This is a genomic window from Limnobacter sp. (assembly GCF_043511195.1).
Taxonomy (GTDB): domain Bacteria; phylum Pseudomonadota; class Gammaproteobacteria; order Burkholderiales; family Burkholderiaceae_B; genus Limnobacter.
In genome coordinates this window covers 18637-38964 of record NZ_CP121330.1, presented here as the reverse complement: position 1 = coordinate 38964, position 20328 = coordinate 18637, and the positions used below count along the sequence as shown (strand labels likewise).

The 20328-nt window shown below is 52.1% G+C and carries 19 protein-coding genes and 2 pseudogenes; 8 read left to right on the top strand and 13 right to left on the bottom strand.

Going from position 1 to position 20328, the window contains the following annotated elements; genetic code table 11:
* Nucleotides 1-41 precede the first annotated feature (41 nt).
* Nucleotides 42-1193 carry a tRNA guanosine(34) transglycosylase Tgt gene (gene tgt / locus P0D43_RS00200; RefSeq protein ID WP_394672934.1) on the top strand — a complete coding sequence of 384 codons (1152 nt, stop codon included), beginning with the start codon at nt 42-44 and terminating at the stop codon, nt 1191-1193.
* Here tgt and P0D43_RS00195 read toward each other — a convergent pair.
* The 4 genes from P0D43_RS00195 to P0D43_RS00180 are packed head-to-tail and all read right to left on the bottom strand — an operon-like array spanning nt 1132 to nt 7137.
* On the bottom strand, nt 1132-2712 hold the full coding sequence (locus P0D43_RS00195; protein WP_394672920.1) for a chemotaxis protein CheW: 1581 nt from the start codon (nt 2710-2712) through the stop codon (nt 1132-1134). The two genes, tgt and P0D43_RS00195, sit on opposite strands and share 62 nt — an antisense overlap.
* Entirely contained in the window at nt 2709-5180 is a 2472-nt protein-coding gene (locus tag P0D43_RS00190) for a PAS domain-containing methyl-accepting chemotaxis protein (protein ID WP_394672933.1), read from the bottom strand. The genes P0D43_RS00195 and P0D43_RS00190 overlap by 4 nt, the downstream gene beginning before the upstream one ends.
* Before the next feature lie 30 nt (nt 5181-5210).
* On the bottom strand, nt 5211-6746 hold the full coding sequence (locus tag P0D43_RS00185) for an IS3 family transposase (protein WP_394672932.1): 1536 nt from the start codon (nt 6744-6746) through the stop codon (nt 5211-5213).
* A 10-nt stretch (nt 6747-6756) separates the two neighbouring features.
* Complete coding sequence (locus tag P0D43_RS00180) at nt 6757-7137, bottom strand: PAS domain-containing protein (protein WP_394672923.1); 381 nt, start codon at nt 7135-7137, stop codon at nt 6757-6759.
* A gap of 305 nt (nt 7138-7442) precedes the next feature.
* Here P0D43_RS00180 and P0D43_RS00175 point away from each other — a divergent pair, with 305 nt between their 5' ends.
* Both P0D43_RS00175 and P0D43_RS00170 read left to right on the top strand, forming a co-directional pair.
* Nucleotides 7443-7703 (top strand): DUF4212 domain-containing protein, encoded by a 261-nt coding sequence (locus tag P0D43_RS00175; RefSeq protein ID WP_394672924.1) that lies wholly within the window; start codon nt 7443-7445, stop codon nt 7701-7703.
* 11 nt (nt 7704-7714) lie between these two features.
* Nucleotides 7715-9520, top strand: a complete 1806-nt coding sequence (locus tag P0D43_RS00170; RefSeq protein WP_394672931.1) for a sodium:solute symporter family protein — start codon at nt 7715-7717, stop codon at nt 9518-9520.
* Between the two features lie 119 nt (nt 9521-9639).
* On the opposite strand, the gene P0D43_RS00165 is transcribed toward P0D43_RS00170, so the two are convergent.
* Nucleotides 9640-10038, bottom strand: coding sequence for a YkvA family protein (locus tag P0D43_RS00165; RefSeq protein WP_159568804.1), 399 nt, complete (start codon nt 10036-10038; stop codon nt 9640-9642).
* 95 nt (nt 10039-10133) lie between these two features.
* Between P0D43_RS00165 and P0D43_RS00160 the strand changes: the two genes are divergently transcribed.
* Together P0D43_RS00160 and P0D43_RS00155 are read left to right on the top strand one after the other, a co-directional pair.
* Nucleotides 10134-10652: an SRPBCC family protein gene (locus tag P0D43_RS00160; RefSeq protein ID WP_394672926.1), complete on the top strand. Its 519-nt coding sequence runs from the start codon at nt 10134-10136 to the stop codon at nt 10650-10652.
* Nucleotides 10652-11728, top strand: coding sequence for a putative solute-binding protein (locus P0D43_RS00155; protein WP_341236754.1), 1077 nt, complete (start codon nt 10652-10654; stop codon nt 11726-11728). The genes P0D43_RS00160 and P0D43_RS00155 overlap by 1 nt, the downstream gene beginning before the upstream one ends.
* Nucleotides 11729-11740: 12 nt before the next feature.
* Here the strand turns inward: P0D43_RS00155 and P0D43_RS00150 are convergent, their stop codons facing one another.
* From P0D43_RS00150 to trxA, 7 genes and pseudogenes are all read right to left on the bottom strand, one after another.
* Nucleotides 11741-12241, bottom strand: a complete 501-nt coding sequence (locus tag P0D43_RS00150; protein WP_341236755.1) for a TPM domain-containing protein — start codon at nt 12239-12241, stop codon at nt 11741-11743.
* A 2-nt stretch (nt 12242-12243) separates the two neighbouring features.
* Nucleotides 12244-13122, bottom strand: coding sequence for a YgcG family protein (locus tag P0D43_RS00145; RefSeq protein ID WP_341236756.1), 879 nt, complete (start codon nt 13120-13122; stop codon nt 12244-12246).
* A pseudogene (locus P0D43_RS00140) lies at nt 13122-13714 on the bottom strand (LemA family protein). The gene P0D43_RS00145 and the pseudogene P0D43_RS00140 overlap by 1 nt, the downstream one beginning before the upstream one ends.
* A gap of 56 nt (nt 13715-13770) precedes the next feature.
* Nucleotides 13771-14331: a hypothetical protein gene (locus P0D43_RS00135; protein ID WP_341236758.1), complete on the bottom strand. Its 561-nt coding sequence runs from the start codon at nt 14329-14331 to the stop codon at nt 13771-13773.
* Nucleotides 14332-14333: 2 nt separating this feature from the next.
* Nucleotides 14334-14750: a polymorphic toxin type 44 domain-containing protein gene (locus tag P0D43_RS00130; RefSeq protein ID WP_341236759.1), complete on the bottom strand. Its 417-nt coding sequence runs from the start codon at nt 14748-14750 to the stop codon at nt 14334-14336.
* Nucleotides 14751-14849: 99 nt separating this feature from the next.
* Nucleotides 14850-16088, bottom strand: a pseudogene (gene rho, locus P0D43_RS00125) (transcription termination factor Rho); the annotation flags it as partial.
* A 123-nt stretch (nt 16089-16211) separates the two neighbouring features.
* Nucleotides 16212-16541 carry a thioredoxin TrxA gene (gene trxA / locus P0D43_RS00120; RefSeq protein WP_159571900.1) on the bottom strand — a complete coding sequence of 110 codons (330 nt, stop codon included), beginning with the start codon at nt 16539-16541 and terminating at the stop codon, nt 16212-16214.
* A gap of 155 nt (nt 16542-16696) precedes the next feature.
* Between trxA and P0D43_RS00115 the strand changes: the two genes are divergently transcribed.
* The 3 genes from P0D43_RS00115 to P0D43_RS00105 all read left to right on the top strand — a co-directional run bounded on the left by P0D43_RS00115 (nt 16697) and on the right by P0D43_RS00105 (nt 18115).
* Nucleotides 16697-16837 carry a hypothetical protein gene (locus tag P0D43_RS00115; protein WP_394672930.1) on the top strand — a complete coding sequence of 47 codons (141 nt, stop codon included), beginning with the start codon at nt 16697-16699 and terminating at the stop codon, nt 16835-16837.
* A gap of 182 nt (nt 16838-17019) precedes the next feature.
* On the top strand, nt 17020-17403 hold the full coding sequence (locus P0D43_RS00110; RefSeq protein ID WP_394672929.1) for a hypothetical protein: 384 nt from the start codon (nt 17020-17022) through the stop codon (nt 17401-17403).
* The gene (locus P0D43_RS00105) at nt 17360-18115 is read left to right on the top strand and encodes a hypothetical protein (RefSeq protein ID WP_394672928.1); all 756 of its coding nucleotides are present in this window, start codon (nt 17360-17362) and stop codon (nt 18113-18115) included. The genes P0D43_RS00110 and P0D43_RS00105 overlap by 44 nt, the downstream gene beginning before the upstream one ends.
* A gap of 240 nt (nt 18116-18355) precedes the next feature.
* On the opposite strand, the gene P0D43_RS00100 is transcribed toward P0D43_RS00105, so the two are convergent.
* Nucleotides 18356-20194 carry a hypothetical protein gene (locus P0D43_RS00100; protein ID WP_394672927.1) on the bottom strand — a complete coding sequence of 613 codons (1839 nt, stop codon included), beginning with the start codon at nt 20192-20194 and terminating at the stop codon, nt 18356-18358.
* Between the last annotated feature and the right edge of the window lie 134 nt (nt 20195-20328).

The following is a 20328-nucleotide window of genomic DNA, read 5'->3' as shown; positions in this document are numbered from 1 at the left end:
AAATGATTTAAAATACGGCCAATTCTAAAAAGGCATTTTCCTTGAGCGCACTGTCCTTCAAACTCAAAACCACCTCGGGCAAGGCCCGACGCGGTGAAATCACCACAGCCCATGGCGTCATTCAAACGCCGATCTTCATGCCAGTGGGTACCTATGGCACCGTGAAGGGCATGACCCCGCGCGACCTCACCGAGATCAATGCGCAAATTATTCTGGGTAACACCTTTCATTTGTGGATGCGGCCGGGCCTGGATATCATGGAAAAATTTGGAGGCCTTCACCAGTTCATGGGCTGGAAAGGCCCAATTTTGACCGATTCTGGCGGCTTTCAAGTGTTCAGCCTTGGTGCCATGCGCAAAATCAAGGAAGAGGGTGTTCATTTCCGCAGCCCCGTGAACGGCGACAAATTATTCCTTACGCCTGAGGAAAGCATGCGAATTCAAACGGTGTTGAATTCCGACATCGTCATGATTTTTGACGAATGCACGCCATACCCTGCCACCCACACCGAGGCAAGGCTGTCCATGGAAATGTCCATGCGCTGGGCGCGCCGTTCGCGCGATTCATTCGATGCACTGGATAACAACAACGGTTTGTTCGGTATTGTGCAGGGCGGTATGTACGAGGACTTGCGCGACATTTCGCTACAAGGTCTGGAAGAAATCGGCTTTGATGGTTATGCAATTGGTGGCTTGTCTGTTGGCGAACCCAAAGACGACATGCAGCGTATTTTGGCGCACACCGCGCCGAAGCTGCCCCAAAACAAGCCCCGTTATTTAATGGGTGTTGGCACACCAGAAGATTTGGTGAATGCCGTGGGGCAGGGCATTGACATGTTTGATTGCGTGATGCCCACCCGCAACGCGCGCAATGGTTGGCTATTTACGCGCACAGGCGACATTCGCATTCGCAACGCAAAATTTCGCAACGATGACAATCCGCTCGATTCGACCTGTACTTGTTACACCTGCAAAAATTTCTCACGGGCGTACTTGCATCACCTCGACCGCAGCAAAGAAATTCTCGGTGCGCAGCTTAACACCATGCACAACCTGCACTACTACCTGGAATTGATGCGGGAAATGCGCGAAGCGATCGAGCAAGACCGCTTCGACGAGTTTGTGAAAGAATTCAATGCGCTGCGTGCACGGAATGCCCAACAACTTCCACAGCCACTTCAGGCGGCACCGTAGGCGCCAGTCCAAACTGGTCGAGAATCAGTAACACCTGCTGGTGCAGGTCGATTACCTCGACCATTCGTTGGTGATCGGTTTCACCAATTTGCGCAAGCCGCTGGGTGGTTTTCAATTGACCATGCATTAGTTGCCGTTGCTCACCCAACACAGGCACGTTGGGTTCCCACTGCGCATTTTCAATTGCTGTCAGCGAAGTAACCGCAAAGCCCACGCTTGCGCCATGCACATTCACCACCAGAATACTTGATTCATGATTCAGACTTTGGCGTGCTGCACCCAGCCATTGAGCCAAGTCAAATACGGGAATGGATTCATCGCGGTGAGTCAGCATGCCGAGCATGGGGTTGCTTCGCTCAAAAATTTCGATGTCAGCCCGGTAGGGAAGTACTTCCCGCACTTGCTCAATTGGCGTAGAAAATTCGGTGTCCAAACGGTACACCATCAACCGGTCTAAACCGTGGGCAGTCCTGCCTTGCTGACTCGCTGCGTCCAGTTGGGCCGACGCGCTGGCCTTGGCCAAAATACCGGCCAGTTCAATCAGTTCCTGGTCTTCGCTGATTCGCGGGCAAGACAGCACAAAGTACTGCGGGCCACGTTGTGAATGCGGGTCTTCTTTTGAAAACACCGTACAGGGCAAGGCCCCCTCAAGTTGCGCCGCTTTGGGCAAACCAAAGCCAGGCAATGCAATCACTGAATTGTGCGGCACATGAACAATGTCCAGAACTTTGTCGATCAGCAAGGCAAGCGGGTTACCCGCTACCCGAATCACAAACGCCTGTTGTGCCGGGCATTGCGTTTTACCGGCATTGCCCAAGCCCAAATAGCTTGCCAGGTCCACTGCGGGAATGGTTTGCTCCCGGTAATCCAGATTGCCTTTGTAAAATCCACCGGAGTATTCACTGGGCAGCAACACGGGGTTGACCACCGTGGTTTCGATGTCTTTGGGATTCACCGCAAACAGCGTTGACATGCTTTGCATCAACATCAGCGGTGTTCGCGTGTTCAACGCGGTGTCTTCATTCGATGTTTGCAGTTCAAGCGATTGACGATGCGGCTCAGGGTCTTTGGCTTTGGGTAAACCTGGCAAGTCGAACAAGGCTTGCGTAGAAAGCACCTGAACCAGTTGATTCAATTCGCTGTTCATCAGGCTGCCAGCAAAAATGCTGCCAATACAATCGGCGGAATTGACCGTGTGCATATTGGCTGGGTTTGCAAAAAACAGGGCCTTGACCTCGTCGGCAATCAAACCGAGCAAATTGTTTTCGTGGGCGATCAGCAAAATACAGCCCGGTGCATAGGCATGGCCAGGGCGGTTCAAAAGGCATTCCAGATCGAGTACGGGAATGCTGACGCCGCGCAAGTTCAGGCCACCTTTGATCCAGGGCTGTGGGCAAGGCACGGCCATGAGTGGGTGAAAGGGCACCACTTCCCTGACCGACTTCATGGGCAAGGCCAAGGTCATTTCACCAATTCGAAATGAACCAAAGCCCTGTTCGTATTGGCTCAAATCACTCATGCAGCTTTACTGCCAGTGTGTTTCTCAAGTCCGCCAGTCAGTTCTTCAATCAGCCGGTTCACGGCAATGGCCAACTCGCGTTGCTGTTCTGCTGAACTGGTAATTTGCTTCACGCTTTCACCGGTCTCGGTCACGCTGCTCAAAATGCCGTCAAAGCTTTGCGCGGCGTTCTGGCTTACCTCTACGCCTTCCTCAACCTGCGCAACCGATTCTTCAATTAGCGTGGCGATCTCGCGTGCAGCGCTTGAGCTGCTTTCAGCCAGCTTGCGCACTTCGGCGGCCACCACTGAAAACCCAACGCCGTGTTGCCCGGCGCGTGTAGCTTCAATGGCAGCGTTGAATGCGAGCAAGTTGGTTTGGTTCGCAATGTCGCCAATGACCCGCACAATTTCTGAAACCTTGCTGGAGCTGTTTTGAATGGCATGAATTGCAGCAATGGATCTTTTCAATTCCCTGCTGCCCAGGTTCGCCGCGTCAAGGCCCTTTTGTGCCAGTTGAGTGGCCGTGGCCGAGTTGCTGGAAATGTCGGTAATGCTGTCGACCAGTTTGGAAACCCGTTCCCGCATTTCGCCCGACTTTTTGTTGATACCCTGTTCCAACATCACTTCTTTCGTTACGTCGTAAGCGTACTTCACTACTTTGACCACGTTGCCATTCAAATCCAGAATGGGGTTGTAGGTGGCTTGAATCCACACATCCCGATTAAACTTGCCCACGCGGTGAAAGCGACCGCTGACGAATTTTCCTTCGTTCAGTTTCAACCAGAAGTCGCGGTACTCTTCGCTTTGTGTGTATTCCAGCGTGCAGAAAATGCTGTGGTGCTGGCCTTGAATTTCTCGCGAGGTATAGCCCATCGCGTTCAGGAAGTTGCGGTTGGCATTGAGCACATGGCCGTCCAGGTCAAATTCAATCACCGCTTGACCCAAATTGATCGCTTCTACCTTGGCTTCAAATTCCGAGTTTTTCAGTTTGCTGTTGGTCACGTCGCTGGCAAACTTCACCACTTTGACCAGGTTGCCGCGTGGGTCGTAAATCGGGTTGTAGGTGGCTTGAATCCACACCTCACGCTCACCCTTGGCCACACGTTTGTATTCTCCCGATTCAAACTGACCGCGGCCCAGGCTTTCCCAAAAGGCCTGGTACTGCGGTGTGGCTGCATGGGCGGCATCCACAAACATGCGGTGGTGACGGCCTGTGATTTCTTCAGCCGAGTAACCCATCAGATTCAGGAAGTTGGCATTGGCTGACAGCACCTTGCCCTGCATGTCGAATTCAATCACGGCCTGCGAACGATCAATTGCGCCCAGTTTGCCTTCTGCATCCAGTCGCGACAGTTTGGATTCGGTGATGTCTTGGAGCATCAGCACCACTTTGATCAATTGCCCGTCCAGCCCAATCACCGGGCTGCGGGTACCTGAAAGCCAAATCTCTTTTCCACCCACGCCCTTGTATCTGAATTCGCCAGCCAGGTTCTTGCCTTCCCGCAGGTCATTCCAGATCTTGAAGTGGCTACTGTCGTTGCGCTCTTCATCGAACATCAAAAAGCCTTCCGACTTGTCGGCCAGGTCTGTTTGGCTGTAACCCAGTGATTTCTGTATCAACTCATTGCTGCTAAGAATTTTCCCTTCGGCATTGAATTCAAGAATGCAACTGGTGCTGGACACAGAGTCCATGCGTGCCTGGGTTTCAATTGCGTGCAATTTGGATTCGGTGATGTCGCTGCAAAACTTGACGATTTTGACGGGGTTGCCTTCCAGGTCAAGAATCGGGTTGTAACTGGCTTGAATCCAGATTCTTTTGCCATGGTTGCCCACGCGCAGGTATTCTCCCGAATCGAATTCGCCTTGCCCCAGCTTGCGCCAAAAAGCGCGGTAGGCGCCGCCACTGCTTTCTTCTTTGTCGACAAACATGCTGTGGTGTTGCCCCATAATGTCGTCTAGCGAATAGCCGGTCAAGCTCAGGAAATTCTCGTTGGCATTCAAAATATTGCCACCCAGGTCAAATTCAATAATGCCTTGTGAACGGTTCATGGCGCTGACTTTGCCATCGTCTTCAATGGCCTTGATTTTTGCGGCCGTGATATCGCTTGCAAATTTAACCACTTTCACCGGCTTGCCATTCACACCCAGAATCGGGGTGTAGGTGGCTTGCAACCACACTGGGCGACCATGCCGGTTTACGCGCATGAATTCGCCAGACTTGAACTCGCCCGCAGCCAGGTCTTTCCAGAAATTGCTGTATTCCTCCGATTCTGCATAATTTTTTTCGCAAAACTGACGGTGGTGTTGCCCCACAATTTCCTGAATGCGATAGCCCATGGTGTTCAGGAAATTGTCGTTGGCCGCCAGAATGCGGCCGCTGGTGTCAAATTCGATCACCGCCTGGGTTTTGTCGATGGCAGCCACTTTGCCTTCATTTTCAAGTGACTTGCTCTTGGCCTCTGTAATGTTGCTTGCAATCTTGATCACCGGGGGATGCGGACAAAATCTTGGACTTTTTTACGTTAAAAATCCCAGACTTTCACGGTATTCAATCGGGCTAAGGTAGCCCAGTGAGCTTTTGATTCTTTTTTCGTTATACCAGCGAATGTAGGCATCAAGCTTGGCGATGAATTCCTCAACTGAAGTTGAGCGCCAGTCTTTAGGGTAAAACATTTCTGTTTTTAACCTGCCAAAGAAGCCTTCACAAGCCGCATTATCTGGCGAGCAAGCTTTGCGTGACATCGACCTTGTCAGATTGGCTTTTGAGACCCTAGTAAGCCAACCTGGCCATCGATAGTGACCACCTCTATCTGAATGAATGATGGTGTTTTTTGCATCAGTCACAGTCTCAATTGCTGCGTCGAGCATGCCGTTTACAAGCTCTGCGTCAGGACTGGTACTGATGGACCAGCTAATCACCATTCCATCGAAACAATCAATCATCGGCGATAGATACACTTTTCCTGCTGGAATCTGAAATTCCGAAATATCCGTTAGCCACTTTTCGTTTGGAGCGGTCGCAGTAAAATCGCGGTTGATTAGGTTCTCTGGGGCTGGGCTAACCTCACCGACATAGGACGCATATCGACGTTTTTTGGGTCTGGCTGCCTTGAGTCCGCCTTGCTTCATGAGCCGACGTACAACTTTTTCAGAGAGAAACACTCGTTCTCTTCCAAGAGCTGCTTTTAGTCGACGATAACCATATGAATGATGGTTGTCTTCAAACACCTCGGCCAGTGTGTTTCTAACCTCAGCATACTTGTCCCCTACACGGGAAGGTGACCGATGATAAAAATACGAACTGCGCGGCATGTCTAATTTTTTGAGTAACTCAGTCAAGTCATATTCTTCTCTGAGGGCGTCAATCAACATTGTCTTCTCGCTATTGCACAGAATTTGCAGGTCGACGCCCAGGTCTTTTTTTAGCAGTTCGTTGGCCTTCTTCAACAAATCGTGCTCTAGTTTCAAATCGCGAATATCGCGTTGCAGCTCCTGGATTTGCTTCTCTAGTTCGAGCCGATTTGAATCCGCATGGGAACCTTTGTCATGTTTCATGGATGCCGCGTCCTCCTTCCCCAACAACTGTTTTTTCCAGTTGTATAGAGTTACTCGGTCCACGTCCAGCTTTTCTGCCAACACCTGGGCACTTTCATTTCTTGTACAAAGTTCAAAGACAGCCGCCCGTTTGAAAGCCAGCGAAGCGGCCTCCCTGCGAACTTTGCCTACGACTCGTTGTTTCGCTTCGGGATACAGCTCGCAGACCCAGTCAGAAAGCTTCTGGCGTGAAGGGTAGCCCAAAGACCTAATCGTCGCAGCAATACATCGGCCGTTAGCCATGAAATGAGAAACAGCGGTCTTTTTCTGCTCCTCTGAATACTTTGGCTTGGTCCTTTGGTAACGCTTGAGCACATCACCATTTTGCTCAAAATCAACACACCATGCTTTCAAGGCGTTCTTTGCTGGATAACCCAACTGGCGTATGGTCACCTTGCAGTTTTTTCCTGTTCTCAGAAAAAGTTGCACTGCCCTAAGACGTTCTTCGTATGAATACATGGACTACCTCCTAAAGTAGTCCAAGATTTTGTCCGCATCCCCCCGACACCAAATTGCCGTCGTCGTCCCGTACCGGGTTGTAGCTGGCCTGGATATACACCTCCTGGCCCTGTGAATCCAGTCGCAAAAACTCGCCGCTTTGGAATGTACCCTCGCGCAATTTATCCCAAAATTGTCGGTATTCGTCCGATTCTGCGGTGTCGGCAGTGCAAAACAGGCTGTGGTGCTTGCCCAGTACATCCTCTTGCGCGTAGCCAAAAACATTCAGAAAGTTCTCGTTGGCATACAGAACATTGCCGTCCAGGTCGAATTCAATGCAGGCTTGACTCTTGGCCAAAGCATTGAACAGATGAGTACGGTGATTGTGCGTCTGCTCTGTATTGTGGGTCATGGTTTGCCTTGCTGATCAGAATGGGTTGGCTCGATTGGGGTAAACACCATTGTGTGGGGCCTTGGCTGGGTCAATCACTCGATAAAACAGGTAATCACAGTTCAATTGAGGTTTTTCCGTTGTTGTGAATCGCACATTTGGGGAGGGGGGTAATGCAAGGGGAGGGGTTTAAGGGTCTATCTGGCAGGCTTTCAGTTTGGCGTAAGTTTTCGCTTTGATACTCGTTCGCAAGCCTAGGCTTGGGAGGGATGTGACCTCGTATTCCTTGCCTGCGGTTAACAACAACCTTAAAAAGGAGACAAGCGATGAGCAACCCAAAGGGCGGTGAAGCCTACTGGAAAGCGACAATCGGCCTGTTGACCAAAATCATGATCGTGTGGTTTTTGGTTTCTTACGGCGCCGGCATTCTGTTTGTTGAGCAACTCAATCAATTCAGCATTGGTGGTTACCCACTGGGCTTCTGGTTTGCACAACAAGGTTCTATCTACACGTTCATTATTCTCATTTTCTACTACGCGAAGAAAATGGGTCAGATTGACCGCGAACACGACGTTCACGAAAACTAAGGAGATTGCTAATGGATTTGCAAACAATCACCTACGTGATCGTGGGTTTGAGTTTTGCGCTGTACCTCGGTATTGCGTTTTGGGCCCGTGCTGGCAGCACGGGTGAATTTTATGTGGCCGGTGGTGGTGTACACCCCGTAGCCAACGGTATGGCGACTGCAGCGGACTGGATGTCAGCTGCTTCGTTCATTTCCATGGCCGGTTTGATTGCCAACATGGGTTACGGTGGTTCCGTATTCCTGATGGGCTGGACCGGTGGTTATGTGTTGCTGGCGATGTTGCTGGCTCCGTACCTGCGCAAGTTCGGCAAGTTCACGGTGCCCGATTTTATCGGTGACCGTTACTACTCCAACACAGCACGCACAGTGGCTGTGATCTGTTTGCTGGTTGCTTCCATTACATACGTAATTGGACAGATGACCGGTGTGGGTGTGGCTTTCTCCCGATTCCTGGGTGTATCCGCTGAAGTGGGTATTTATGTAGGTATGGGTATTGTGTTCATGTACGCTGTGTTTGGCGGCATGAAGGGCATTACCTACACGCAGATCGCACAGTATTGCGTGTTGATCATGGCCTACACCATTCCCGCCATCTTCATTTCCTTGAACCTGACAGGCAATCCATTGCCTCAACTGGGTCTGGGTTCTGACATGTTGGCAAATGGTCAACCCATGCTGGCTACCTTGGACAAAGTGGTGATGGACCTGGGCTTTAACCAGTACACCACGACTCCCGCGGGCGGCAGCTACCTGAACACGTTCTTCTACACAGTCAGCTTGATGATTGGTACCGCGGGTCTGCCCCACGTGATCATTCGCTTCTTCACTGTACCTACAGTGGCCGATGCGCGTTCATCTGCTGGTTGGGCATTGGTGTTCATCGCAATTTTGTACACCACTGCACCTGCTGTTGGCGCAATGGCCCGTTACAACTTGCATGCAACGGTCAACGCCAACGTGGCAACAGGCGGCGACTTGTTTGCACCTGAAGCAGCTTTGGAAAACGACAAGAAACCAGCCTGGATGGGCCGTTGGGAAACTACAGGCCTGTTGAAGTTTGAAGACAAAAACGGTGATGGTCGCATTCAGTACTACAACGACAAGTCCAAAAACGAAGCATTCCTGGCCAAGGCTGAAGCAGCAGGCTGGAAAGGCAGCGAAATGACAGTGAACGCCGACATTATGGTGTTGGCCAACCCTGAAATTGCACTGTTGCCCAACTGGGTGATCGCCTTGGTGGCTGCTGGTGGTTTGGCTGCTGCGTTGTCGACTGCTGCTGGTTTGTTGCTGGCGATTTCGTCTGCTGTGTCTCACGACTTGATCAAGGGTGTGTTCAATCCAAGTATTTCTGAAAAGAACGAATTGCTGGCCGGTAAAATTTCCATGGCCTTCGCGATTGTTCTGGCCGGTTATTTGGGCTTAAACCCACCGGGCTTCGCGGCGGGTACTGTGGCTTTGGCCTTCGGTATTGCAGCATCAAGCTTGTTCCCTGTGATCATGATGGGTATTTTCTCCAAGACCATGAACTCCGCGGGCGCAATCGTGGGTATGTTGAGTGGCTTGGCGGTAACCCTGTTCTACGTGTTTGCACACAAGGGTATTTTGTTTGTCAACGGTACTGAGTACCTGCACTTGGTGGGCGGCGCCAACGGCTTCTTCGGCATTACGCCTGAAGCCTTCGGTACCGTGGGCGCGATTGTTAACTTTATCGTGGCCTACCTGGTCAGCAAGGTAACAGCACCACCCCCAGAGCACATTCAGCACTTGGTTGAAGACGTACGTACCCCGCGTGGTGCAGGCGTTGCAACTGGTCACTGATTGACTGTTCAACAATAATCACTGCCTTCATTGAAAGGCAGGGCTTGAGAAGCTTGAAAGCCCGGTGAGAAATCACCGGGCTTTTTTATTGTTCTAGAGTAAAACTGTTACTTCCACTCTCAAAAAAATGCTCCAATGCTTCCAAGCTGCGCATGTACCCAAGGGTGGCTGGCCAAAGCGGCAATGAGTAAACCCAGCAGCAGAATAATTCCGAAAGGCTTCAGTGGGCTTGTTTTAGCGGGTGTCGCAGGCAAATTAGTGGATGCTTTCGCGGTGTTTTGTTGCGTAGGCTGCGTCTTGCTTTGTTCTACAGGCATGCTGTTTTTGACCTTTTCCGGGACCACTTTGCCTAAAAACCACATGGCTGCGCTAATCACGATCAAATCGTCGGTGATGCCAAAGAGCACCAGAAAATCGGGAATCATGTCGATTGGACTGAACAGGTATACCACCACAGCCAGCATGAAACCCTTGATCCATTTGGGCGTGTCGGCATGCCGAAAAGCATGCCACAACATGCGGCTATGGGTCTTAAGCGCTTTGAGCTTGGTAAGAACTGGAAAAAAACGAGTAAAAAACATACACAGCACTCAACTATAAAAGAGGAAACATTGTGACCCAAGCACCCTTGATGATCCAGCGTTCATGCCGAATCCCTGTGCCTTTGGCGGACTGTTTTGCTTTGTACACCCGTTTGAAAGCGGATGAATATATTCACAGTGACGCATTAATTGCGCCCATTACCCGTATAGAAATGATTCTGGGCAAATCGTTCAATGAAGTGGGTGATATTCAGCGAATTACCTTCAAGGGTGGCGCTGTGATTGACGAAGAAGTGTTGGCCTTTGTTCCGAATCGGCAGTTTGTTTACAAAGGAACCGGTTTTAGCCAGCCTTTGCTGAACTGGCTTGACCATGCAAAAGGCTCATTTGAATTTGAGAAGGACGGCGACGGCACCCTGGTGACCTGGCGCTATCTGTTTTATTTAAAACCCGGCTTGGGCATTGGGCTCAAGCGACTCGTATTCAAGGCAGTGATAGTCGACTTGATTTGGCACCGGATGATGAGCAAAACACTGATCAATCTGACGCAAATCATTACGCTTCGCACCTTGCAGGCAGGAAAAAAATGATGAATCCATGTTTTAAGAACGGTCTGCGCATTGCGGCCGTTTTCAGTTTGATGATGCTGGTTTTTTTGGGCTTTCAAACCACTGCACGCGCGCAAACAGTAAGTGGCCACGAACCCAGCATTTGCGTATTTGATCTGTTGGGTGCCAAAGGACCCATATTTAATTTGGCGCAAGAATATGCACTGGAAGGCCGAAAAAACGGCTACGGCTTCAAGCCCGTGGTGTACACGAATGAGTCGATTGCAACGAAAGATTTTGAAATTGGTGTGTGCGATGGCTTGGTAGCAACCGGAATTCGCACGCGCAAATACAACAGCTTCACAGGTAGCCTGGATGCCGTGGGTGGTTTGCCAAATTATGATGCCGTGCTGTTGGCCTTAAAGTCGATGGGCAGCCCACAGTTGCAACCCGTAATGCAGCAAAGTGATTTTGAAGTGGGCGGGGTATTGCCCTTTGGTACGGCGTATGTGTTTGTGCGCGACCGTGAAATTAATTCATTGGCCAAAGCGGCAGGCAAGCGTGTGGCGGCTTTGTCGCATGACGAATCGCAACGTCGGCTCATAGAGCAGGTGGGCGCGCAGCCCATTGCTGCGGATGTATCCAATTATGGGTCGATGTTCAACAACGGTGCCGTGGACATTATCGTGGCGCCTTCCATTGCCTATTCCCCCTTGGAGCTGTACAAAGGCCTGGGCAAGAAGGGTGCAATCATTCAGTTGCCCGTGGCCATGGTGACTTACCAAATCATTTTGCGTAAGTCCAAGTTTCAGCCGGGTTCAGGCCAAAAGTTACGTGCCTTTGTGGCCCAGGAAATGCCCAAGGCATTGAATGCTGTTAAAAAAATCGATCGGCAGATTCCTGACAAAGCCTGGTTGAAAATGACGGATGCCGACAAGCTGGAATACACCACCATGATGCGCGAAGCCCGCATCAGCTTGAGCAAAGACGGCGTGTACGATGGATGCGCCTTGCGCTTGCTGAAAAAGGTACGTTGCTCACTGGATGGCAAGGCCTCGGAATGCAGTTTGCCTGAGGGCTATACCGTGCCCAAGAGTTGCCCCATACAGCCCATGTAATCGGGTGTTGTATTAGCCAATTACCACTGGGGTGTCGGGAAGCTCGTTCTTGCCACCCCCTTCGTGTGGAAAGTGTTCAATCAATTTCTCGCTCACGGCTTGAATGCCGCGCAGTGCGCCTTCCGCGTAATGCCCTTGGGCGAATTCAGATTGAATCGTGCGGCACAATTCTTCCCAGTACTGGGTACCCACTTGGGTATGAATACCCCGGTCCGCCACAATTTCAATGGCATGGTCCGCCAGCAACACGTATATCAGTACGCCGTTGTTGAGTTCCGTATCCCACACGTGCAATTCACTGAACACCTCGATTGCGCGTTGGCGAGGTGTTTGCCCTTGTAACAGTGGTTGAAGTTCTATCGAACTTTCCACTGCAAATCGAATTTCCCCAGAGTGCCGCGTTTCACTGGCCTTGATGGTTTGTGCAATGCGCTCCAGGTGCATGGGCGAGAAAATTTGCCGCACATGGCGCTCGGCTGTCATCAGGTGTTTCAGAATGCGTTCAATGCCCATGCTTACCACCTTCCCGAGGCACCACCGCCTCCAAAACCGCCGCCACCACCACCGAAGCCTCCGCCCCCGCCAAAGCCACCACCGCCACGGCCGAATCCACCACGCCCGCCGCCAATGCCGCCCACGGAATTACCAAACAATGTCAGCAGTGCTGCCACCACAGCGGCAAGCACGGCAAAAATAACAGCACCCGCAAACAGCCAGGCCACCACAAATACCAATCCACCGGTGGCCAAGGCAGCAGGCAGTTTTCCAACGGCCTTGCGTAAAAATCCACCAATGAAAAGTGTTCCCATGAACAGAAGTGGTGCAATGTCTTCAATGGTGCTGGAGGAACTCGTTGTGCCAGTGGTAGCGGGGGCGGGCAAGGGCTCGCCTTCGATGACCTTGATTATTTGGTCTACGCCAGCCGTTACGCCGCCCGCGAAGTCGCCCTGTCGAAATTGCGGAACAATGATTTCGTCAATAATGCGTTTTGACGTGAGATCGGTGAGCACACCTTCAAGCCCGTAGCCCACCTCAATACGCAGTGCCCGGTCTTGCAGGGCCACCACCAAAATAGCCCCATCATCAATATTCTCGCGGCCAATTTTCCAACTCTCGGCCACACGCAAGGCGTATTGCTCAATCGTTTCAGGTTGTGTTGTTGGTACCAGCAGCACGGCAATCTGGCTGCCCTTGCTGGCTTCAAATGCCTGTAGTTTTTGAATCAGTGCGCTTTGCTGCTCGCTGCTTAAGGTACCCGTGGTGTCCACCACCTGAGCGCTTAATGGGGGTACTGGTACTTCTTGTGCCCACAGCAGGCCTGGCACTGGAATGAGTGCCAGCGCCAACAAGCCACAAAGCCAAAACCGGTCAATTGCATCGCTCACAGCGACCATCACTTGGTACCGAAGTCCACAGTGGGCGGCTTCGAAATAGCGGCTTCGTTTTCAACAGTGAAGCTTGGTTTTACTGCATAACCCATCACCATCGCGGTGAGGTTGTTGGGGAATGAGCGCACGGTGATGTTGTATTCCTGAACGGATTTAATGTAGCGGTTGCGAGCCACCGTAATTCGGTTTTCAGTGCCCTCAAGCTGTGTTTGCAAATCCCGAAAGCCCTGATTGGCCTTCAGGTTGGGGTAGTTCTCGGTAATCAGCAACAAGCGCGACAACGCACCGCTGAGTTCACCTTGCGCCTGCTGGAATTTGTTGAATGCTTCCGGTCGTTGATCAATTCAGGAGTGGCTTGAATGGACGTGGCTTTTGAGCGTGCCTCCACGACCTGTGTCAGTGTTTCCTGTTCGAAATTTGCCTCGGCTTTCACCACATTCACCAGATTGGGTACCAGGTCGGCGCGGCGCTGGTATTGGTTCAACACTTCAGCCCAAGCCGCTTTGACTTGTTCATCGTTGCTTTGAATGGTGTTGTAACCGCAGCCGCTGAGTAGCAGTGCGAACATTAAAGTGAATAGAGAGAAAACGCGATTCATGTGAACGCTCCTAGTGGGTGGCTAGCCTGATTGTGCAGTGAATTGAGGTTCTAGGGCTAGTCCTGATGAATTTCTATGACCTCTTTTGTTTTTTCATTGTTATAAAGAACGCGCAACGCAGTGTTTGGGTTTAAGGCGTTATTTCCCGCACTTAAGCTTTTCTGCACGCGTGGGTCTGCAAGAATAACTTCAGGAAGGTTATCTGTCCCGGTGCCAGGTTCAATATAGATCCATTGATCGCGCACAGGTTCAGAGCATTGGCTATCGAGTTCAATTCGAATATCTTGGCCGTCTATGATGCTTCTATTGATCCAAAAATAGACATCTCCACGTAAGCAGGTAATTTTTAAGAGTTGCCTTGATTGCCATACAAGTGTTGTATCCACAATGCTGTTTGTTCTCAGAATTTCTTTATTCTTTTCGAGTTCAGGGTGTGAACTGTTGATGTGAGTGTGCAGGCGGTACACGAAGTCGGTGGTCGCACCTTCGCTGGTTTCACTCCATGTGGCTGCAAGATTACTTTCCGAGTTTGCTGTGCTTGAAAGCCTCATCAATTCGGAGGGCGTGGGTTGGCAGCCGACAATTGCAAAGAAGGTCAAATACGTCAAGTATTTCATCCTCAGTATCCTTTTCGTTTAGCGAAGTCGATTCCGTTGAGAATCTGTATTTGATCTCTTGGGTCGTCGCCATACGGCGCATCGTCAGTCCAATCACCAAAGGAATTGAGTGTGGTTCCCGCTCTACTTTGAGCCCAGCCAGCCGCTCTTAGCAACACTTGCTCAGGTATACCAATTGCATAACCGATTGCGCCGTAATGGAAGTTACCAAAGTCGGCATACTGAGGGCCTTTTTGCTTGAAATCCCAAGGACCTTTGTTTCTGACCTGATTGTAAAACCACAATAAGTCGGAAGGTGAAAGAATTGCGCCAACACGCTTTGCTGCGTATCGCATATTCATTTCGATGAACACATTTGGAGGGGGACAGGGGGTACCAACAGCAACATTGTCGGTCAAGCAGGTCTGGTCGTTGGACATTTTGGATTATCCAAAATACCAGATGTTATTGAATAAGTTGGCGAGGTGACAAACCTCACCTCGCCTCACTTCAAAGCGGATTACTTCTTCATCATCTCGAAAAAACTCTGCGTTGTTCTTGGTCTGGCGAATCTTGTCCATCAAGAATTCCATTGCAGCGATTTCGTCCATGTCGTGCAGCAAGCGGCGCAACACCCAAATCTTTTGCAGCAAATCGGGCTTGATCAGCAGTTCTTCGCGACGTGTGGAAGAACGGTTGATGTTGATGGCTGGGTAAACACGTTTTTCCGCCATGCGGCGTTCCATGTGAATTTCCATGTTGCCGGTGCCCTTGAATTCTTCGTAAATCACTTCATCCATGCGGCTGCCGGTGTCAACCAGTGCAGTGGCGATGATGGTCAGTGAACCACCTTCCTCAATGTTACGGGCAGCGCCGAAGAAACGCTTGGGGCGGTGCAGGGCGTTGGCGTCTACACCACCGGTCAATACCTTGCCGGAAGAAGGTACCACGGTGTTGTACGCACGGGCCAGGCGTGTAATCGAGTCGAGCAAAATGACCACGTCGCGCTTGTGTTCAACCAAGCGTTTGGCCTTCTCGATCACCATTTCCGCAACCTGCACGTGGCGGGTTGCTGGTTCATCGAATGTCGAGGCAATTACTTCGCCGCGCACTGAGCGCATCATTTCTGTTACTTCTTCGGGACGCTCGTCGATCAGCAAAACGATCAAAGTGATGTCGGGGTGGTTGGCGGTAATGGCATGTGCAATGTGCTGCAACATGACTGTTTTACCCGACTTGGGCGGTGCCACCAGCAGGCCACGCTGGCCTTTTCCGATTGGCGCCACCAGGTCGATGATACGGCCAGTGTTGTTTTCCTCGCCCCGCATGTCGCGTTCCAGCTTCAGGGGCTGGTTCGGGTGCAATGGAGTCAGGTTTTCAAACAGAATTTTGTGCTTGCTGGCCTCGGGCGCTTCGCCGTTGACCTTGTCCACTTTCACCAGCGCAAAGTAACGTTCGCCGTCTTTGGGGGTGCGAACCTCGCCTTCAATGCTGTCACCAGTGTGCAGGTTGAAGCGGCGAATCTGGCTGGGCGAAATATAAATGTCGTCCGGGCTGGCCAGGTAAGATGTTTCAGGTGAGCGCAGGAAGCCGAAGCCGTCAGGCAGCACTTCTAGCACGCCGTCGCCGAAAATTTGCTCGCCGTTTTTGGCGCGTTTTTTCAGAATGGCGAACATCAATTCCTGTTTGCGCATGCGGTTGGCGTTTTCAATTTCAAGGCCACCAGCCACTTCAAGCAGGGCAGAGACGTGTTGCGTTTTTAGTTCAGATAGATACATGTTTGGCTATTTGTGTAGGTGGCGAACGCCGCGAGGTAAACAGGTTGACAAAGGGTGGGAGTTTTGCTGCGGTGAGGGGTTTTTCAAGCCCGGCACACGCCGGGCGGTTTAAACAATATTGTATTACAGGTGACTGTCGATGAAAGCGGCCAACTGGGATTTGGACAAGGCGCCTACTTTCGTGGCTACCACTGCACCATTCTTGAACAACATCAAGGTTGGAATGCCGCGAATGCCGTATTTGGCGGGTGTTTCTGAATTCTCGTCCACATTCAGCTTGGCGATTTGCAACTTGCCCTGGTATTCCGAAGACAGGTCATCAAGAATGGGCGCAATCATTTTGCAAGGACCACACCATTCAGCCCAGTAATCCACCAGCACGGGGCCGTCGGTACTCAAAACATCGCTGTCGAAAGATGCGTCACTGACGTGTTTGATCAGGTCACTGCTCATTTAAATCCTCAAGTGGGTAATTGCTTTGGGGGTGTTCACAAAGCGTGTCCGGGTGATTAAAGCACACGCGCAGACCATGAAAGTTCTTCATTTAAGAAAATGCTATTCTGAATGGTACAGCGAAATCGAACTGAAACACAAACCAAACACGCGTTTTGACCCAACACATCATTTCCATTGACCCTTTTCAAGCCACACCATTCAGGCTTGCATTCGATTGGCTGGCCCAATCGGAACTGGATGCCCAGCAAGTATTGTGGGTCATGCCCCGTATTGAAAACGGTGGGCAGCTTTAAACGGTGTTGGGCGCAGCACCACGCCGGCCTTGCCGCACTGGGGCCCTGGGTGCAAACAGCAGACCGTTTAAGCCAGCCCGCTGCCATGGGCCCGTGGTTGGCCTTGCAGGCCGATTTGGTGGGGGTATTGCGCGAATTGCCCTTGTTGGGCGGTGGTTCATCGCCCTCGCAGTTGTGGGGTTTTGGCGCAGGAATACCTGGAGTTGGCCTTGCGACAGGTGTTGGTGCAAAAACGCAACACAAACGCGCTGGCCGAGTACGCAGAGCACAACACTTTTGCCTGGGAAGAGGCGCAAGTGGTGGCCACACTGGCCCAAACCTATCAAGCAGAATTGATGGATTTATTGCCCAAGCCGGCAGAGCCCATGGGCAGGCAGCCACTTCAAGTGGTGTGGTTCGACGACGGCGAGACCGTGCCGGGCCTTTGGCTTGAGTTGTTTTACCCAGGGGTGCCGGTGCAGGTGTTCAAATTGCCCGCCATTGAAGGTCCCCAACCCTGGCAAGCCTTGGGCGCCAGTCGCTTTGCTGAAAAACCCAACCGGTGGTGTTACAAGTTGCGCCGATGAAACCACGCAAGCTCAGCAAGCAGCCCATCAAATTCTGGAATGGTTGCGCGCCGACCCCACCACTGAAATAGCTGTGGCCGTGCTTGATCGATTGGCTGCGCGCCGCATGGTGGGTTTGTTGGCCGATGTTGGCGTGTTGGTGGACGACCGCACGGGTTGGCGTTTGTCCACCTCGAACGTGGCAGGCTGGTTTGACCACCTGTTGCAGCAATTTGTTGAGCATGGGCAGTTAACGGCGGTTACCCAACCCTTTACCGGCCTGCCACTTGAGCATTTGGAACCCTGGGCTTTCGGCAAATCGGGTAGCCAATACACCTTGGCGCAGTGGGCTGCAGCTTTCGCAGCCTTGTTTGAAAAACACGGCCTTGACCTTGCATTGCAGCCCGATGAAGCAGGGCAGCAGTTGCTGACCGTGTTGGGCCTGATGCAACAGGTGCCTGCTGAAACCGAATTTGATGCGAAGGAGTTTTTGGCCGCCTGGCGCAGTTGGGCCGAATCGCAGCGTTTCCGCCCACTCGACATTGAAAGCCCGGTGCGCATTGGTGCCGCTGCTGAGTACACGCATGCGGCCATTTCAGCGCGTGTTGGTGTGGGCTGTGCGCAGTCGCATTTTCAGGAAAGTCCGCCTGGTTTGTTGCACCCGCCGTGGCACAGGAACTGGTTTTCCAGGGCCACGCCTGGCCGCATTCAAAAAAATTTCCGCGCTTTATGAACTGCTTTTGCACAGCAGCGAAGTGACCCTGTTGCACAGTGCACAGGTGGCTGGCAAACCTGAAATGTTGTTGCCCGAATTGACTTGGCTTGACATTGTGTTGCGCGATTGCGGCCAGTGTTGAACAACACTGGTCGAGCAGCTGGCACCGCACACCTGCCAACCTTGAAATTGAAGTGCAAAGACAACCGAACAGGCCCTGCAATATTACGCCTTGGCAATGCGGGATCACTGCCCGATTCAATCCGCGTAACGCATTGGACGATTGGGCCGCTTGTCGCCTGCGTTTTGGTTTAAAAGCATGCGCTGCCTTGGCCGCAGCAACGCGAAGAGGCCACTAGGCCAAGGCAGCGCATGCTTTAAACCAAAACGCAGGCGACAAGCGGCCCAATCGTCCAATGCGGTTACGCGGATTGAATCGGGCAGTGATCCCGCATTGCCCAAGGCCGTAATTTGCAGGGCCTGTTCCGGTTGTCTTTGCACTTCAATTTCAAGGTTGGCAGGTGTGCGGTGCCAGCTGCTCGACCAGTGTTGTTCAACACTGGCGCAATCGCGCAACACAATGTCAAGCCAAGTCAATTCGGGCAACAACATTTCAGGTTTGCCAGCCACCTGTGCACTGTGCAACAGGGTCACTTCGCTGCTGTGCAAAAGCAGTTCATAAAGCGCGGAAATTTTTTGAATGCGGGCCAGGCGTGGCCCTGGAAAACCCAGTTCCTGTGCCACGGCGGGTGGCAACAAACCAGGCGGACTTTCCTGAAAATGCGACTGCGCACAGCCCAACACCAACACGCGCTGAAATGGCCGCATGCGTGTACTCAGCAGCGGCACCATGCGCACCGGGCTTTCAATGTCGAGTGGGCGGAAACGCTGCGATTCGGCCCAACTGCGCCAGGCGGCCAAAAACTCCTTCGCATCAAATTCGGTTTCAGCAGGCACCTGTTGCATCAGGCCCAACACGGTCAGCAACTGCTGCCCTGCTTCATCGGGCTGCAATGCAAGGTCAAGGCCGTGTTTTTCAAACAAGGCTGCGAAAGCTGCAGCCCACTGCGCCAAGGTGTATTGGCTACCCGATTTGCCGAAAGCCCAGGGTTCCAAATGCTCAAGTGGCAGGCCGGTAAAGGGTTGGGTAACCGCCGTTAACTGCCCATGCTCAACAAATTGCTGCAACAGGTGGTCAAACCAGCCTGCCACGTTCGAGGTGGACAAACGCCAACCCGTGCGGTCGTCCACCAACACGCCAACATCGGCCAACAAACCCACCATGCGGCGCGCAGCCAATCGATCAAGCACGGCCACAGCTATTTCAGTGGTGGGGTCGGCGCGCAACCATTCCAGAATTTGATGGGCTGCTTGCTGAGCTTGCGTGGTTTCATCGGGCGCAACTTGTAACACCACCGGGTTGGGTTTTTCAGCAAAGCGACTGGCGCCCAAGGCTTGCCAGGGTTGGGGACCTTCAATGGCGGGCAATTTGAACACCTGCACCGGCACCCCTGGGTAAAACAACTCAAGCCAAAGGCCCGGCACGGTCTCGCCGTCGTCGAACCACACCACTTGAAGTGGCTGCCTGCCCATGGGCTCTGCCGGCTTGGGCAATAAATCCATCAATTCTGCTTGATAGGTTTGGGCCAGTGTGGCCACCACTTGCGCCTCTTCCCAGGCAAAAGTGTTGTGCTCTGCGTACTCGGCCAGCGCGTTTGTGTTGCGTTTTTGCACCAACACCTGTCGCAAGGCCAACTCCAGGTATTCCTGCGCCAAACCCCACAACTGCGAGGGCGATGAACCACCGCCCAACAAGGGCAATTCGCGCAATACCCCCACCAAATCGGCCTGCAAGGCCAACCACGGGCCCATGGCAGCGGGCTGGCTTAAACGGTCTGCTGTTTGCACCCAGGGCCCCAGTGCGGCAAGGCCGGCGTGGTGCTGCGCCCAACACCGTTTAAAGCTGCCCACCGTTTCAATACGGGGCATGACCCACAATACTTGCTGGGCATCCAGTTCCGATTGGGCCAGCCAATCGAATGCAAGCCTGAATGGTGTGGCTTGAAAAGGGTCAATGGAAATGATGTGTTGGGTCAAAACGCGTGTTTGGTTTGTGTTTCAGTTCGATTTCGCTGTACCATTCAGAATAGCATTTTCTTAAATGAAGAACTTTCATGGTCTGCGCGTGTGCTTTAATCACCCGGACACGCTTTGTGAACACCCCCAAAGCA

Bases quoted from the DNA above. Each gene is read 5' to 3' on its own strand.
- P0D43_RS00195 (WP_394672920.1), bottom strand. From the start codon at position 2,712: ATGAGTGATTTGAGCCAATACGAACAGGGCTTTGGTTCATTTCGAATT.
- P0D43_RS00185 (WP_394672932.1), bottom strand. From the start codon at position 6,746: ATGTATTCATACGAAGAACGTCTTAGGGCAGTGCAACTTTTTCTGAGA.
- P0D43_RS00180 (WP_394672923.1), bottom strand. From the start codon at position 7,137: ATGACCCACAATACAGAGCAGACGCACAATCACCGTACTCATCTGTTC.
- P0D43_RS00175 (WP_394672924.1), top strand. From the start codon at position 7,443: ATGAGCAACCCAAAGGGCGGTGAAGCCTACTGGAAAGCGACAATCGGC.
- P0D43_RS00170 (WP_394672931.1), top strand. From the start codon at position 7,715: ATGGATTTGCAAACAATCACCTACGTGATCGTGGGTTTGAGTTTTGCG.
- P0D43_RS00165 (WP_159568804.1), bottom strand. From the start codon at position 10,038: ATGTTGTGGCATGCTTTTCGGCATGCCGACACGCCCAAATGGATCAAG.
- P0D43_RS00155 (WP_341236754.1), top strand. From the start codon at position 10,652: ATGAATCCATGTTTTAAGAACGGTCTGCGCATTGCGGCCGTTTTCAGT.
- P0D43_RS00150 (WP_341236755.1), bottom strand. From the start codon at position 12,241: ATGGGCATTGAACGCATTCTGAAACACCTGATGACAGCCGAGCGCCAT.
- P0D43_RS00145 (WP_341236756.1), bottom strand. From the start codon at position 13,122: ATGGTCGCTGTGAGCGATGCAATTGACCGGTTTTGGCTTTGTGGCTTG.
- P0D43_RS00135 (WP_341236758.1), bottom strand. From the start codon at position 14,331: ATGAAATACTTGACGTATTTGACCTTCTTTGCAATTGTCGGCTGCCAA.
- P0D43_RS00130 (WP_341236759.1), bottom strand. From the start codon at position 14,750: ATGTCCAACGACCAGACCTGCTTGACCGACAATGTTGCTGTTGGTACC.
- trxA (WP_159571900.1), bottom strand. From the start codon at position 16,541: ATGAGCAGTGACCTGATCAAACACGTCAGTGACGCATCTTTCGACAGC.